We start from the raw sequence: 14,626 nt of genomic DNA, 5'->3' as shown, positions 1-14,626 counted from the left end.
ACGCGTGCCCGACGCCGGCCCGATCGCCGTGCTCCCGCGCCGCCCCCTGACGGTCGGCGAGCTGCTGGACTCCGCGGTCCTGCTGCTCCGCGGCCAGGCCCGGGTGCTGGTGCCGGTCGCCCTCGTGCTGGCCGTGGGCGAACAACTCCTGCTCTACCCGCTGCGCCTCGCCGCCTCGGCGGGGCCACCCGCCTGGCTGCCGGAGTTCGGGCGGTTCGGGGCGTACTGGCTGCTGCTGGCCGTGGGCGCGGCGACCGAGGCGATGATCATCCTGCTGCTCGGCAATCCGGCCGCCCGGGCCGCGGGGGCGGCGCTGTTCGGCCGCACGGCCGGCCCCCGGGAGGTGCTCCGCCCGGCCGGTGCCCGCTGGGGCGCCACCGCCCTGCTCGCCGTCCTGGTCGGCGTGACGATGTGCGGGTTCGCGCTGCTCGGGGCGGTGTGGTTCCTCGGCTTCGTGCTGCTCGGCGCCGTGGCGCCGGCACTGGTCGTCGACCGGGTGCACCCGATGCGCGCCCCGCTGCGTGCCGCCGCCGTGGCGCTGCGTGGCGTCGGCAGGGCCGGTGGGATCCGGCTCCTCGGCTACCTGGTCTGGTGGGTCGTCCGCCTCGGCATCGGCATCGGCGTCTATTTCGGCCTCGACTCGCTGGACCTGGTCCACGCCGCCTGGGCCGGCTGGTTGTCGCTGGCCGTGTGGGCGGGCGTGAACAGCGTCGCCTATCCGGCCCTGGCCTGCCTGGACGCGGTGCTGCACCTGGAGACCCGGATACGCACCGAGGGACTGGACATCCGGCTCTCCCGGGCGCGGCCGGGCACGCCGGAGAGCACCCTGCTGGCGGCCGCCCGATGACCTTCAGCCGGTGGTGGACCGAGACGACGGCGGCGCTCGGCGACCTGGTGCCGCTGCCCCTGCTCGCGCTGCTGCTGGTGCTCGGCGCGGTGCTCGTCGCCGCCGGCTGGTACACCTTCCCGGCCTGGGTTCCCCGGCGGCTGCCCCGGTTGCCCCGACGCCGCGGCGGCCCGGCGCGCGAGCGCACGCCGCCGCGCGTACCCGCCCCCCGCGCCCCGGAGCCGGAGCTGCCGGCCGCCGCGTACGTCTCCCTCGCGGACCGGTTCGCCGCCGAGGGCCGGTACGCCGAGGCTGTCCGGGAGCGGCTGCGCGCGATGGTCCGGGAGCTGACCGCCCGGAGGGTCGTACGGCCCGAGCCCGGCATGACGGTCGCCGAGCTGGTACGGGCCGCCACGGACGCCCGACCGCAGGTCGGCGCCCCGCTGGAGGCAGCCGGCGAGATCTTCTCCGAGCTCTGGTACGGCCAGCGCCCCGCCGCCGTGGAGCACGACCGCCGGATGCGCGAGCACGCCGCCGACCTGGACCGGGTGCTGACCGACCGACCCGAGGACGGGCCACGCCCATGAGCGCAGAGGCCACCGCCGTCCACCCGGCTCGCGGGGCGGACCCCGGCCCCCGGCGACGCCGTCGCCGCCACCGGCTGCTGATCCCGCTGGGCGTGGCCGCGCTGCTGCTGACCACCACCCTGGTCACCCACGCTCTCGACCAGCCCGACCCCGACGACGAAGGGTTCCTCTCGCCGGTGGCGACCGGTGACGACGGCGGCAGCCGGCTGGCCGACGCGTTGCGCGAGCGGGGCGTCACCGTACGGCGGGAGACGGACGCGCGGCGCGCGCTGCGGACCGCCCGCGCCGAGGCGGTCACCCTCTTCGTGCCCGCGCCGGCGCTGCTGCACCCGGCCACGGCCGGCGCGTTGCGTTCGCTGCCCTCGACCTCCCGGCTGGTGCTGGTGGACCCGCCCCGGCCGGTGCTGGAGGCCGTCCCGCTGCGCGTGGAGCCGGCCGGCCGCCGGTGGGCCGCGCAGGCGGTCGGGCCCGACGCGCAGGGCCTGCCCTGCCCGGTGCCCGAGCTGCGTCAGCTCGGGCGGGCGGCGGTCGGGCTGCAACGCTACGCGGTCGCCCCGGGTGACACGGCTTCCGTGCAGGTCTGTTTCGACGGCGGGCTCGTCCGGCTGCTCCGGGTCCCCGAGAGCGTGGTGGTGGTCGGGGCCAGCGACCCGTTCCGCAACGACCGGATCGACGAGTGGGACAACCGGGCGTTCGCCACGGCGCTGCTCGGCGGGTCCGGCCCGGTGGTCTGGCTCGACCTGGTGGGCCCCGAACCCCCGCCGGAGTCCGGTGGCAGCGGCGGCCCGGCCCGCCCGACCTGGCCGGGCGGCTCCACCGGTCCCGGCGACGGTGACGGCAGCGACGGTGACGACGACGGGGGGCCCGGCGACGGCACCGACGGGCGCCCCGCCGGACCGGGCGGCAGTCCCGGCGGCGACAGCCAGGGCGAACGCGACCGCGGGTCCGACCCACCGAATCCGCTCTGGTCGGCCTTCCCCGGCTGGCTGTGGGCGCTACTGGCCCAGCTCGCGGTGGCCGCCCTGCTGGCCGCCCTCTGGCGGGCCCGCCGGCTCGGCCCGCCGGCGCCGGAACCGCTGCCGGTCACGGTCCGCTCGGCCGAGACGGTGCTCGGCCGGGCCCGGCTCTACGAGAGGGCCGGCGCCCGGGACGCGGCGGCGCAGACGCTGCGGGCCGCCGCCCTGAACCGCCTGACGCCCCGGCTGCACCTGCCGCCGAGCGCGCCGACGGCCGACGTGGCCGCCGCCGTGGCCGCCCGCACCGGCGACGATCCCGGGTGGGCCGACGAGGTGCTGCACGGCCCCGCGCCGGAGACCGACCGGGACCTGCTGGACCTGGCCCGCGCGCTGGACCGGCTGACCCGCACGGTCGCCCCGCACCCCACCGACGAGCCACCGCCCGCTGGCGCACCACCGCCCACCGCACCGCAGCACACCGACGCGCCGCCGCCCGCCGGCGGGCCGCACCCGTACCAAGCCGAAGGAGACCCCCGGTGACCCGACCCGCCGGCACCGCCGAGCCGCCGACCATCGATCCCGTCGACCCGCGCGCCGCGCTGCACCGGCTGCGCGCCGAGGTCGCCAAGGCGGTCGTCGGGCAGGACGCGATCGTCACCGGCCTGGTGATCGCCCTGCTCTGTCGCGGGCACGTGCTGCTGGAGGGCGTGCCGGGGGTGGCCAAGACCCTGCTGGTCCGCACCGTGGCGGCCGCCCTCGACCTGGGATCCAAGCGGGTGCAGTTCACCCCGGACCTGATGCCGGGCGACGTCACCGGATCGCTGATCTTCGACCCGCACACCGCCGCCTTCACCTTCCGCGAAGGCCCGGTCTTCACCAACCTGCTGCTCGCCGACGAGATCAACCGGACTCCGCCGAAGACCCAGTCGGCGCTGCTGGAGGTGATGGAGGAGCGGCAGATCTCCGTGGAGGGCGAGCGGCGTCCGCTGCCCGACCCGTTCATCGTCGCGGCCACCCAGAACCCCATCGAGTACGAGGGCACCTACCCGCTGCCGGAGGCCCAGCTCGACCGGTTCCTGCTCAAGCTCACCGTGCCGCTGCCCAACCGGGACGAGGAACTGGGCGTGCTGCGCGCGCACCACGCCGGCTTCGACCCGCGCGACCTGGTCGCCGCGGGCGTACGGCCGGTGGCCAGCGCGGCCGACCTGGCGGCGGCCCGGGCGGCGGTCGGCCGGGTGCACGTGGCCGAGCCGCTCTTCGGCTACATCGTGGACCTCTGCCGGGCCACCCGCAACACCCCGGCGTTGGAGCTGGGCGCCTCGCCCCGGGGCGCCACCGCGCTGCTCAACACGGCCAAGGCGTGGGCCTGGCTGGCCGGTCGCGACCACGTCGTACCGGACGACGTGAAGGCCGTCGCCCGGCCGACGCTGCGGCACCGGCTGCGGCTGCGCCCCGAGGTGGAACTGGAGGGCGTCGGCGTCGAAGCGGTGCTGGACACGGTGCTCGCCACCGTGCCGACGCCGCGATGACCTGGCGGGCGGCGCTCCTGCTGGCGGTCGGCGCGCTGACCCTGCCGGCGTGGCCGTCGCCGTTCGCCGGCCTGCTGGTGATGACCGGGGCGGTGCTGCTGCTGGTGCTGCTCGACCGGGCGCTGGCCGCGCCGCCGGGCGCGCTCACCGCCGCCCGGCGGGGGGACCGCACGGTCCGGCTCGGGGGCACCGCGACCGTCACGCTGCTGCTGCACAACCCCTCCGGTCGTACGCTGCGCGCCCGGGTCCGCGACGCCTGGGTGCCCTCCGCCGGTGCCCGCCCCGACGTGCCCCCGTCCCGGCCGGTACGCGTCGAGCCGGGCGAAACCGTGGCGCTGCCCAGCCGGCTCACCCCACTGCGGCGGGGCGACCGGCCGGCGGTGGCGCTGACCGTACGCTCGTTCGGGCCGTTGGGTCTCGGGTTCCGGCAGCGCGCCGGCCGGCCGGCCACCCCAGGGTGGACCATGCGCGTGCTGCCCCGCTTCGACTCCCGCCGGCACCTGCCGGAGAAGCTGTCCCGGTTGCGGGTCATCGACGGCACCCAGGTCAGCCGGGGGCGGGGCCAGGGCACCGAGTTCGACACCCTCCGCGAGTACGTGGTCGGCGACGACGTGCGCTCGATCGACTGGCGGGCCAGCGCACGCCGGGCCGACGTGCTGGTGCGTACGTGGCGGCCGGAGCGGGACCGGCGGCTGATCTGCGTGCTGGACACCGGCCGCACGTCGGCGGTGCGGGTCGGCGACGAATCCCGGCTGGACACCGCGATCGACGCCGCACTGCTGCTCACCGCCCTCGCCACCCGCGCCGGTGACCGGGTCGACCTGCTCGCCGCCGACACGGCCGTCCGGGCCTCGGTCACCGGCACCGCCGGGCCGACCCTGCTGTCCCGGGTGGTGCACGCCCTCGCGCCGCTTGAGCCCACCCTCGTGGAGACGGACTTCGACCTGCTCGTCGGCGAACTGCTGCGCCGGCAACGCCAGCGCAGCCTGGTGGTGCTCTTCACCGCGTTGGAGGCCGGCGCCCTCGGCGAAGGACTGCTGCCGGTGCTCCCCCGGCTGACCGCCCGGCACCGGGTGGTGATCGCGGCCAGCCACGATCCGGTGCTGACCGCCCTCACGACCACCGTCGCCCAGCACCCGCGGGACGCCTACGCGGCGGCGGCGGCCTGGCGGACGATCGCCGAGCGCGACCGGGTCCGCGCAGTCCTGGCCCGCCAGGCGGTGACAGTGGTCGACGCCCCACCGGGCCGCCTGGCCCCCGCCCTGGCCGACACCTACCTACGCCTAAAGGCCCTCGGCCACCTCTAACCCCACCCCACCCCCACCCCCACCCGCACCCGCCAGCCCCGTTGATCATGAAGTTGTTGCCCGCCCGCCCGGCGTGTCATGGCAACAACTTCATGATCGACGAGGGTCGGAGCGGGTTGCACGGCGGCCCAGGACGAGCACGTAGGCCAGGAAGGCGAGCCAGGCGGTGGCGCCCACGGCTATGCGGAGCGGAATCGGCACGGGTGCGGGGGTCACGAACGCCTCGATGACGGCGGAGACCGCGAAGAGCACCACCAGCCCGAGCGCGACCAGGACACCGTCGCGTCCCGCCCGGGCCACCGCCTGGCCCCGGGTGAGCTGCGTGGGGGGCGCGATCCAGGCCCACCCCACGCGCAGGCCCACCCCGGCGGCCACGAACACGCCGGTAAGCTCCAACAGCCCGTGCGGGGTGATCAGGCCGAAGAAGACGTCCGCCCGACCGTACGCGACCATCACCCCGCCGACCACGCCGACGTTGAGCGCGTTCTGCCAGAGCAGGTAGAACACCGGCACGATCAGCACCCCGGCGGCGAGGCACTGGGCGGCGACCCAGGCGTTGTGCGTCCACAGGTGGAAGGCGAACGTCGGCGCGGCGAACTCGGTGTAGTAGCCCGCGAAACCGGAGTCGACCAGTTCGCCGGCCGCCTCGTCGCCGATGAAGGCAGCCGCCGTCTGCGGATTGTGCGCGACGAACCAGATCAGAAAGAGGCTGAGCACGCTGAACCCGGTCGCCACGCCGCACCACCAGGGCCAGGCGCGGTAGACGGCGGCCGGGAAGCCCGCCACGAAGAACCGCCCGACGGCCGCCCACGACGCGCGCGGGCGGCCGGTGAGCCGGGCCCGGGCGTGCAGCACCAACTGGGAGAGTTGGCTGATCAGCGCCGGGTCGGGCGCGCGGCTACGCAGCACCGACAGGTGGGTGGTGGTCCGCTGGTAGAGGGCGACCAGCTCGTCGACCTCGGCGGCGTCCAGCCGGCCGCGACGGGAGAGCTCCTCCAGCCGTCGCCACTTACCGCCGTGTTCCGCGACGTACGCGTCGAGATCCACCGTCACCCCCGTCCGGGGATCATAGTGTTCACTGTCGGGGTGAGCGCACAACCACGACCGCCGGACCGACCCGCCCCGTGGGGTGACGCCGGTCTGGTCAGCGGGGAGGCCGTGGAACTGGACGTCCGCGCCGCCCGGATCGGTTCCCGGGTCCTCGCGCTGCTGTTCGACGTCCTGGCCCAGGTGACACTCATGGTGGCGCTCTCCATCAGCGTCGGTCTCGCGCTGCTCGGCATGCCGGAGACGATGGTCGACGGCGCCCTGACGGGCGGGCTCACGACGGTGGGCCTGATCCTGGTGCTGGTCGGCTACCCGGTGCTGTGCGAGCGGTTCAACCACGGTCGCACGCTGGGCAAGGTGGTCGTCGGGTTGCGGGTCGTCAGTGCCGACGGCGCTCCGGTCGCGGCCCGGCAGTCGCTGATCCGGGCGCTGGTCGGCGTCGCGGTGGAGTGGCCCGGCCTCGTACTGCCGCTGTTGAGCTGGGTGGCCGGGGTGACGGTGATGGCGACCGATCGGCGTGGACGCCGACTGGGCGACCTCGTGGCGGGCACGATGGTGGTGCACACCCGGACGGCGAGCGGGTGGCGGCCGGTCCCCACCTCGGTGCCCGCGCTGGCCGGTTGGGCCAGCACGCTGGACCTGAGCCGGCTGGACGACGCCCTGGCGTTGGCCGCCCGGCAGTACCTCGGCCGGGTGCACCAGCTGGTGGAGCCCGCGCGCGGGCGGCTGGGGCACGGCCTGTGGACCGAGATCTCCGCGGCGATCGCGCCGCCCCCGCCGCCGGGCATGCCCGACTCGGTCTACCTGGCCGCGGTCGTCGGTGAGCGACACCGGCGGGCGAGGCACCGCCTGTGGCTCGGCCGGACGGCCGCCGCGACGCTCTGGCCCGAGCTGCCGGTCCCACCCGCGATCCCACCGGCCCCGGCCGCGATCCCACCGGTCCCGCCCGTCCCACCCGGGCCGACGGCCGTTATCCCGGCGATTCGCACGTCGGTGCCGACGGGTGACACGTCGGCTCAGGCGCACGGCAGCGCGACGCTCGCGGTGGTGGACGAGGCATCCCGGCCGCCGATGGCGCTCGAAGGTCGGCGGCCGTGAGGGCGTTCGTGCCCTGGCTGGCCGTCCTCGCCGTGGTGCTGCTGCTCGACGCGCTGCGGCTGCGGGCGCTGGCGGCCCTGGTCTCCGTGGCCTGGCTCGCCTGGTGCGTGTGGAGCTGGATCCGCCCCGCCCGCCGCCGCCCCTACCGGGACTGACCGCACCGCGACCACGGCCGCCGTCCCCCACCCGGATCGACCGCACGGCGACCACGGCCGCCGTCCCCCACCCGGATCGACCGCACGGCGACCAAGGCCGCCGTGCCCGCCGTCGCCCGACGATCCGCCCCGCGACGCCGACCGGGCCGGCCGCTCGAAAGGAGCGGCCGGCCCGGTCGGTGCGGGCGGGGGTCAGTACCGGTAGTGCTCCGGCTTGAACGGGCCCTCCACGGAGATGCCGAGGTAGTCGGCCTGCTCCTTGGTGAGCTTGCTCAGCTTGGCGCCGAGCGCTCCCAGGTGCAGCCGGGCGACCTTCTCGTCGAGGTGCTTGGGTAGCACGTAGACGCCGATCGGGTATTCCTCGGTCTTGGTGAACAGCTCGATCTGGGCGATCGTCTGGTTGGCGAACGAGTTCGACATCACGAAGCTCGGGTGGCCGGTGGCGTTGCCCAGGTTGAGCAGGCGGCCCTCCGACAGCACGATGATCGCGTGCCCGTCGGCGAACTTCCAGAGGTCGACCTGCGGCTTGATGTTGACCCGCTCGACGTCGGAGCGCTTCGCCAGGCCGGCCATGTCGATCTCGTTGTCGAAGTGGCCGATGTTGCCGACGATGGCCTGGTGTTTCATCCGGGCCATGTGCTCGTTGGTGATGACGTCGAAGCAGCCGGTGGCGGTGACGAAGATGTCCGCCTGCCCGACCACGTCGTCCAGGGTCGCGACCTGGTAGCCGTCCATCGCCGCCTGGAGCGCGCAGATCGGGTCGACCTCGGTCACCACGACCCGGGCGCCCTGGCCGCGCAGCGACTCGGCGCAGCCCTTGCCGACGTCGCCGTAGCCGAGCACGACCGCCATCTTGCCGCCGATCAGCACGTCGGTGGCGCGGTTGATGCCGTCGATCAGGGAGTGCCGGCAGCCGTACTTGTTGTCGAACTTGCTCTTCGTCACCGAGTCGTTGACGTTGATGGCGGGGAAGAGCAGGGTGCCGTTGCGGTGCATCTCGTAGAGCCGGTGCACGCCGGTGGTGGTCTCCTCGGTGACGCCCCTGATGTCGGCGGCGACCCGGGTCCAGCGCTGGCCGTCCTCGGCGAGCGTGCGGTGCAGCAGGCCGAGGATGACCGCGTACTCCTCGGATTCGGCGGACTCGACCGGCGGGACGACCCCGGCCTTCTCGAACTCGACGCCCCTGTGTACGAGCAGGGTGGCGTCACCGCCGTCGTCGAGGATCATGTTCGGGCCGGACCCGCCGGGCCAGGTCAGGGCCTGCTCGGTGCACCACCAGTATTCCTGGAGGCTCTCGCCCTTCCAGGCGTAGACCGGGACGCCGGCCGGGGCCTCGGGCGTGCCGTCGGGGCCGACCACCATCGCGGCGGCGGCGTGGTCCTGGGTGGAGAAGATGTTGCAGGACGCCCAGCGGACCTGCGCGCCGAGCGCGACGAGGGTCTCGATCAGGACGGCCGTCTGGATGGTCATGTGCAGCGACCCGGTGATCCGGGCGCCGGCGAGCGGCTGGGCCTCGGCGAACTCACGACGGATCGCCATCAGGCCGGGCATCTCGTGCTCGGCGAGCTGGATCTCCTTGCGCCCGAACTCGGCGAGCGACAGATCCGCCACCTTGTAGTCGCCCTCGGCGAGGGTGCCAGGCCGGGCCTCGGACGGGGTGCCGCCGGCGGACGCCGGGAGGGTGCTGGTCATGAAGTCTCCTGTCGGACGATGTGCTGCGCGACAATCCACCTTACGCTCGCGTGCCACCGTGGCGCGGACCGGCCGGTGGAGCGGGTGCGCGGACACATCAACGGACAGCGCACGGGGCGGTCGGTGGTGAACGGTTTCCCGTCCATCGGCCGCCCGCCCCGCGCATCCCCCCGGTTTGGTTTCCCCCGCGCGTTCTCGGACCGTCGTCGCGATAACGCTACGTACCAATAGCGTCACACTGCGCTAGCGCTGAGTCAAGCTAATCCGGGAAAGTCGGACTTGTGCCGCCCCGCGCCGGTCAGCTCAGGCCGCAGCTCGCGACGTACGCCTCGCCCGTACCGACCAGGCGCAGCGGCCCGCCGACGGCGCTGCCGACGGCGGCGCGCCCCGACTCCAGCGTCACCGCACCCGCCCCGTCGTCGACCGAGACCTGCCCGCCGCAACAGAGCACCACCCGGGGCCCGGGCACCACGAGCGTCACCTCCGGCCGCGCCGCGCCCACCGTCACCCGGTGCAGCGCGAAGTCCTCCACCGGCACCGGCCAGGTGACCACGCCCGGGGCGACCTCCAGCGGCGGCACCACCGGGTCGCGCAACACCTCGAAGCGCAGCACCCGCAGCAACTCCTCGACGTCCACCCGCTTGGGCGTCAGCCCGCCGCGCAGCACGTTGTCGCTGGCCGCCATGATCTCCACGCCGGTGCCGCGCAGGTAGGCGTGCAGGTTGCCGGCCGGCATCCAGATCGCCTCCCCGGGCAGCAACCGCACCCGGTTGAGCAGCATCGCCACCAGCACCCCCGGGTCGCCCGGGTAGGCGGCGGCCAGGTCCCGGGCAAGCTGCCCGTCGGGACCCGCCGCCGGACCCGACGCCACGGCCGCCACCAGCGCGTCGCGCCCGTCGGCGGGCCAGGTCAGCAGCAGTCGTACGGCCTCGCGGAGCCCCTGCGGGCCGGTACGCAACGCCGCCAGCACCGGCGCCAGCGCGGGTACGCCGAACCCGGCCAACGCCGTCGCCGAGGCGACCGGGTCCCGGAACCCGCAGAGCGCCTCCATCGGCGAGAGCGCGACCAGCAGTTCCGGCTTGTGGTACGGGTCGACGTAGTTGCGCTGCCCCTCGGGGCGGGCGGCGTCGGCGGCGTGCCCGGCACGGGCCTGCTCGGCGTCCGGGTGCGCCTGGAGACTGAGCGGGGCTTCCGCCGCGAGCACCTTGAGCAGGAACGGCAGCCGGATGCCGAACCGGCCGACGAGCCGCTCGCCGAGCCAGTGGTCCGGCTCGGCGAGCAGCAGTTCGGTCAGGCTCAGCCGGTCACCCTCGCGGTCGACCGCGGCCGGGCCGCCCGGGTGGGCGCCCAGCCACAGTTCGGCCTCCGGGCCGTCGCTCGGCGCCGGTCGCCCCTGCAACTCGGCGATGGCCGAGCGGGACCCCCACGCGTAGTCGCGGATCAGTCCGTGCAGCAGTTCCACAGGTCAGCTCCCGGGCCGCCCGACGCCCTCACGCGGCGCGGCTCCCGCCCCGGCGACGGACGACGCCGGCTCGGCCGTGGACGACGCCGCCCCGGTGCCCGCCCGCTCGGCGCTGACGCTGTAGATGTCCGGCTCAAGGTAGATCACCCGCGCGGTCGGCACGGCCGCCCGGATCCGGGCCTCGACGGCGTTGATGCCCCGGGCCAGGTCCTCGGCGCTCTCGCAGGCCGGCACGCCGACCTTCGCGGCCACCATCAGCTCCTCGGGACCGAGGTAGAGCGTCTTCATGTGGATGATCCGCTCGAACTCGGGGCCGTCGGCGACCGCCTTCTCGATCGCGGCGACCTCGTGCGACTCGGCGCCCTCACCCAGCAGCAGGCTCTTCGTCTCGATGGCGAGGATGATCGCGATGGCCACCAGCAGCACGCCGATCATCGCGGTGCCGAGGGCGTCCCACCGGCCGTTGCCGGTGATCAGGGTCATGCCGACCCCGAAGAGCGCGAACACCAGACCGACGAGCGCGCCCAGGTCCTCCAGCAGCACCACCGGCAGCTCGGGCGCCTTGGCCCGGCGGACGAACTTCACCCAGGACTGCTTGCCCCGGACGAGGTTGGACTCCTTGATGGCGGTACGGAAGGAGAACGTCTCCATGACGATCGCCGCGACCAGCACGACGACCGGCACCCAGTGCCACGAGGTGATGCCCTCCTTGTGCGACCACTTGTGGTACGCCTCGTAGAGAGCGAACAGGCCACCGACGCTGAACAGCACGATGGACACGATGAACGCGTAGATGTAGCGCTCCCGGCCGTAGCCGAAGGGGTGCTGCGGGGTGGCCGCCCGCTTGGCCCGCCGCCCGCCGAGCAGCAGCAGCGCCTGGTTGCCGGAGTCGGCGACCGAGTGGATCGACTCGGCCAGCATCGACGACGAGGCGGTCAGCAGGAACGCGATGAACTTGGTGACGGCGATGCCCGCGTTGGCCAGCAGGGCGGCGACGATCGCCTTCGTACCGCCGTTGGCGCTCACGCCGCCGCTCCGTCGCGTCGTACGGCACCACAGGGCAGCGACGCAACGCGCCGTACAACCCGTTCCCTGCTCTCGTTCACTGGTTTGCCAGCTCCTTCATCTCGGTGATGGCCGGCACGGCCATCGGGTCCAGTCCGTGGGCGAGCGCGAGGTAGATCGAGGCGAAGTCCGGCACGGCGATCAGCGAGGCGAGCCGCTCCAGCGCGGAGCCGCCCTCGGCGGTCACCACGTCGCAGCGCACGCCCCGCCGCTCGGCGAGGGTCTGCACGGCGTCCGCGCGGCGCTCCTCCACGTCCAGCGGCTCGTCGGAGTCGTCCTCCGGGTTGAGCCCGCCGTCGCGCAGCAGCACCAGCCGCAACCGGGTGCCCGTGGGCGCCTCGTCGTCGGTGTCGGCGAAGATGTCCCGCTGCCCCTCGGCCAGCCCACCGAAGACCCCGTCGAGCAGACCGACCCGCCCGCGTCCCGCCTCACCGAGCGCCCCGCTGACCACCGGGTAGCGGGCGTTGGCGGACAGGGTGTCGCCGAACCGGCGGGCCGCGACGGTGGCCAGCGGCGACGAACCCCAGACGATCGGCACCGAGCCGGCCAGGCCCAGCGCCAGCGACTTCGCCGGGTTGACGAAGGACTCGGCCGTGGCGCGACAGCGGTCGGCGTCCGCGTCCAGCCGGGCCGCGGTCTCCGCCAGGTCCGCCTCGTTGACCTTCACGAGGCCGAGCGTACGGGCGGCGAGCAGAACCGGCACGGTGAGCGCCCAGAGGCTGGCCCGGGCCGGGGCACGCCGGGGCACCGGGATGAACGGCGCCCGGGCCCGCTCGGCCACGGACTGCAACTGCGAGTCGGGTGCGCCGACGGCAACCAGCCGGGCACCGCGCCGGTGCGCGGCCTCGGCGGCGCCCAGCGCCTCGGGGCTACGACCGGAGGCGCTGACGGCGATGACCACGTCGGCGGAGCCCACCCAACCGGGCACCCCGGAGCTGCGGTGCGCGATGACCGGCACCGGGCAGCGCGGCCCGGCGACCGTGGCCAGCACGTCCCCCGTACGCCCGGCGGTGCCGATGCCGGCGATGACGACCGCCCGGGGGCGGCCCTCGTCGGCGAGCACCTGGAGGTTGGCCTCGGCGGCCAGGGCGGCCGTCTCGCGGACCTGCGCCCCGGCGGAGGCGGTGTGCCGCAGCATGCCGCCCGGGTCCTGCTCGCCGAGCGCGGCCGGGTCGTCGAGGAGGGCCTCGTCGGCCTCGCGGCGGCCGCTGACCCCGGCCGTGCCGTCGATCATGACTGCTCCGAAGGGCCGCCGCGCGCCTCGTCCAGCAGCAGTACCGGCACGTCGTCGCGGACCTCGAAGACCCGCCCGCACTCGGTGCAGGTCAGCGTCTGCGCCTGCGCGTCGTAGTCGAGCGGGGCGTGATGCGTGTCCGGGCAGGCGAGGATTTCCAGCAACTGCGGGTCCAGGGCCACGGTGCGGCTCCTTCCACGTATGCGGTCTCACCGATCGGCGGTGCCGACCGGCGCAGGCGATCCTATCGGCGAACCCGGTCGAGCACCTCGTCGCGGAGGGCCGCCATCCGCTCCCGCGTCGGGGCCTCCACGTTGAGCCGCAGCAACGGCTCCGTGTTGGAGGCGCGCAGATTGAACCACGCGCCGTCCGGGAAGCGCAGGGTGAGCCCGTCCAGCTCGTCGGTGTCCGCCTGCGGGTACGCGGCCCGCACCTCCGCCACCTTGGCGGCCTGGTCGGCCACCGTCGAGTTGATCTCGCCGGAGGCGGCGTACCGCTCGTACTCCCCGGCCAGCACGGACAGCGGCAGCGACTGCTCGCCCAGGGCGGCCAGGGTGTGCATGGCGGCGAGCATTCCCGTGTCGGCGAACCAGAAGTCGCGGAAGTAGTAGTGGGCGGAGTGCTCGCCGCCGAAGATCGCGTTCGTCCGGGCCATCTCCGCCTTGATGAACGAGTGCCCGACGCGCGCGACGACCGGTTCGCCACCCCGCTCGCGGATGATCTCCGGTACGGCGTTGGACGTGATCAGGTTGTGGATCACGATCGAGCCGGGGTGCTTGGCCAGCTCACGGGCCGCCACCAGGGCGGTGATCGCCGACGGCGAGACGGGCTCGCCGCGCTCGTCGATCACGAAGCAACGGTCGGCGTCGCCGTCGAACGCCAGCCCGATGTCGGCACCGTGCTCCAGCACCGCCCGCTGCAGGTCGACGAGGTTCGCCGGGTCCAGCGGGTTGGCCTCGTGGTTGGGGAAGGTGCCGTCGAGTTCGAAGTAGAGCGGCACGATCTCCAGCGGCAGCGCCGGCAGGGCGGCGTCGCCGAGCACGGTCGGGACGGTGTGACCGCCCATGCCGTTGCCCGCGTCGACGACCACCTTCAGCGGGCGGATGCCGGAGAGGTCCACCAACCGCCGCAGGTACGCCGCGTAGTCGACCAGCAGGTCACGGCGCTCGGCGGGCGCGGCCGGCTCACCCGCCGCGAGGGCCTCGCCCTTGTCCAGCAGGGCCTGGGCCCGCTCGCGGATCTCGGCCAGCCCGCTGTCCTGCCCGATGGGGCGGGCGCCGGAGCGGCACATCTTGATGCCGTTGTACTGCGCCGGGTTGTGGCTGGCGGTGAACATCGCGCCGGGCATCGCCAACGAGCCGGAGGCGTAGTAGAGCATGTCGGTCGAGGCGAGCCCCAGCTCGATCACCGCGCGCCCCTCCGCGCGGACACCGGCGGCGAAGGCGGCGGCCAGCCCCGGGCCGGTGGCGCGCATGTCGTGCGCGACGAGCACGGCGCCGTCATCCTCGCCGTAGCCGCGCAGCACCTGCGCGAAGGCGGCACCGAGGGCCTCGGCCGCGCGCTCGTCCCACTGGTCCGGCACCGTCCCACGGACGTCGTAGGCCTTCACGATCTGGGACAGATCAGACACCGGTCTCGCTCCTCGCGCCGCAGGTCGTCAACGGCCTG

At 74.6% G+C, this 14,626-nt stretch carries 14 protein-coding genes; 7 read left to right on the top strand and 7 right to left on the bottom strand.

The window, feature by feature from the left end; all coding sequences use genetic code 11:
* Positions 1-4 precede the first annotated feature (4 nt).
* From ACQ452_RS05040 to ACQ452_RS05020, 5 genes are read left to right on the top strand one after another with little or no spacing between them, the layout of a single operon-like run.
* A complete protein-coding gene (locus ACQ452_RS05040) occupies positions 5-847 on the top strand; it encodes a hypothetical protein (RefSeq protein ID WP_433390292.1) in 843 nt (280 codons plus the stop codon).
* Positions 844-1,413, top strand: a complete 570-nt coding sequence (locus ACQ452_RS05035) for a DUF4129 domain-containing protein (protein ID WP_433390289.1) — start codon at positions 844-846, stop codon at positions 1,411-1,413. Before ACQ452_RS05040 ends, ACQ452_RS05035 begins: the two co-directional genes overlap by 4 nt.
* Positions 1,410-2,909 (top strand): DUF4350 domain-containing protein, encoded by a 1,500-nt coding sequence (locus ACQ452_RS05030; RefSeq protein WP_433390286.1) that lies wholly within the window; start codon positions 1,410-1,412, stop codon positions 2,907-2,909. Before ACQ452_RS05035 ends, ACQ452_RS05030 begins: the two co-directional genes overlap by 4 nt.
* Positions 2,906-3,898, top strand: a complete 993-nt coding sequence (locus tag ACQ452_RS05025) for an AAA family ATPase (RefSeq protein ID WP_433390283.1) — start codon at positions 2,906-2,908, stop codon at positions 3,896-3,898. The genes ACQ452_RS05030 and ACQ452_RS05025 overlap by 4 nt, the downstream gene beginning before the upstream one ends.
* The gene (locus ACQ452_RS05020) at positions 3,895-5,205 is read left to right on the top strand and encodes a DUF58 domain-containing protein (protein WP_433390282.1); all 1,311 of its coding nucleotides are present in this window, start codon (positions 3,895-3,897) and stop codon (positions 5,203-5,205) included. Before ACQ452_RS05025 ends, ACQ452_RS05020 begins: the two co-directional genes overlap by 4 nt.
* 90 nt (positions 5,206-5,295) lie before the next feature.
* Here the strand turns inward: ACQ452_RS05020 and ACQ452_RS05015 are convergent, their stop codons facing one another.
* The gene (locus ACQ452_RS05015) at positions 5,296-6,252 is read right to left on the bottom strand and encodes a stage II sporulation protein M (RefSeq protein WP_433390279.1); all 957 of its coding nucleotides are present in this window, start codon (positions 6,250-6,252) and stop codon (positions 5,296-5,298) included.
* A 39-nt stretch (positions 6,253-6,291) separates the two neighbouring features.
* Here ACQ452_RS05015 and ACQ452_RS05010 point away from each other — a divergent pair, with 39 nt between their 5' ends.
* Both ACQ452_RS05010 and ACQ452_RS05005 read left to right on the top strand, forming a co-directional pair.
* On the top strand, positions 6,292-7,350 hold the full coding sequence (locus tag ACQ452_RS05010) for an RDD family protein (RefSeq protein ID WP_433390277.1): 1,059 nt from the start codon (positions 6,292-6,294) through the stop codon (positions 7,348-7,350).
* Complete coding sequence (locus ACQ452_RS05005) at positions 7,347-7,505, top strand: hypothetical protein (protein WP_433390274.1); 159 nt, start codon at positions 7,347-7,349, stop codon at positions 7,503-7,505. Before ACQ452_RS05010 ends, ACQ452_RS05005 begins: the two co-directional genes overlap by 4 nt.
* A gap of 192 nt (positions 7,506-7,697) precedes the next feature.
* Here the strand turns inward: ACQ452_RS05005 and ahcY are convergent, their stop codons facing one another.
* From ahcY to ACQ452_RS04975, 6 genes are all read right to left on the bottom strand, one after another.
* Positions 7,698-9,197, bottom strand: coding sequence for an adenosylhomocysteinase (gene ahcY, locus ACQ452_RS05000; protein WP_433390271.1), 1,500 nt, complete (start codon positions 9,195-9,197; stop codon positions 7,698-7,700).
* Positions 9,198-9,495: 298 nt separating this feature from the next.
* The gene (gene manA / locus ACQ452_RS04995) at positions 9,496-10,659 is read right to left on the bottom strand and encodes a mannose-6-phosphate isomerase, class I (protein ID WP_433390268.1); all 1,164 of its coding nucleotides are present in this window, start codon (positions 10,657-10,659) and stop codon (positions 9,496-9,498) included.
* 3 nt (positions 10,660-10,662) lie between these two features.
* Positions 10,663-11,685, bottom strand: a complete 1,023-nt coding sequence (locus ACQ452_RS04990) for a cation diffusion facilitator family transporter (RefSeq protein ID WP_433390265.1) — start codon at positions 11,683-11,685, stop codon at positions 10,663-10,665.
* A gap of 76 nt (positions 11,686-11,761) precedes the next feature.
* Positions 11,762-12,958 carry an SIS domain-containing protein gene (locus tag ACQ452_RS04985; RefSeq protein WP_433390263.1) on the bottom strand — a complete coding sequence of 399 codons (1,197 nt, stop codon included), beginning with the start codon at positions 12,956-12,958 and terminating at the stop codon, positions 11,762-11,764.
* Positions 12,955-13,140 carry a Trm112 family protein gene (locus tag ACQ452_RS04980; protein ID WP_433390261.1) on the bottom strand — a complete coding sequence of 62 codons (186 nt, stop codon included), beginning with the start codon at positions 13,138-13,140 and terminating at the stop codon, positions 12,955-12,957. The genes ACQ452_RS04985 and ACQ452_RS04980 overlap by 4 nt, the downstream gene beginning before the upstream one ends.
* Before the next feature lie 62 nt (positions 13,141-13,202).
* Positions 13,203-14,588, bottom strand: a complete 1,386-nt coding sequence (locus ACQ452_RS04975; protein ID WP_433390258.1) for a phosphomannomutase/phosphoglucomutase — start codon at positions 14,586-14,588, stop codon at positions 13,203-13,205.
* Between the last annotated feature and the right edge of the window lie 38 nt (positions 14,589-14,626).

Origin of the sequence: Micromonospora sp. KLBMP9576, assembly GCF_050941805.1 — a bacterium.
GTDB lineage: Bacteria > Actinomycetota > Actinomycetes > Mycobacteriales > Micromonosporaceae > Micromonospora.
This window is presented reverse-complemented; position numbering and strand designations above follow the sequence as displayed.

Coding starts and splice junctions, on each gene's coding strand:
- ACQ452_RS05035 (WP_433390289.1), top strand. CDS start 844: ATGACCTTCAGCCGGTGGTGGACCGAGACGACGGCGGCGCTCGGCGAC.
- ACQ452_RS05030 (WP_433390286.1), top strand. CDS start 1,410: ATGAGCGCAGAGGCCACCGCCGTCCACCCGGCTCGCGGGGCGGACCCC.
- ACQ452_RS05020 (WP_433390282.1), top strand. CDS start 3,895: ATGACCTGGCGGGCGGCGCTCCTGCTGGCGGTCGGCGCGCTGACCCTG.
- ahcY (WP_433390271.1), bottom strand. CDS start 9,197: ATGACCAGCACCCTCCCGGCGTCCGCCGGCGGCACCCCGTCCGAGGCC.
- ACQ452_RS04985 (WP_433390263.1), bottom strand. CDS start 12,958: ATGATCGACGGCACGGCCGGGGTCAGCGGCCGCCGCGAGGCCGACGAG.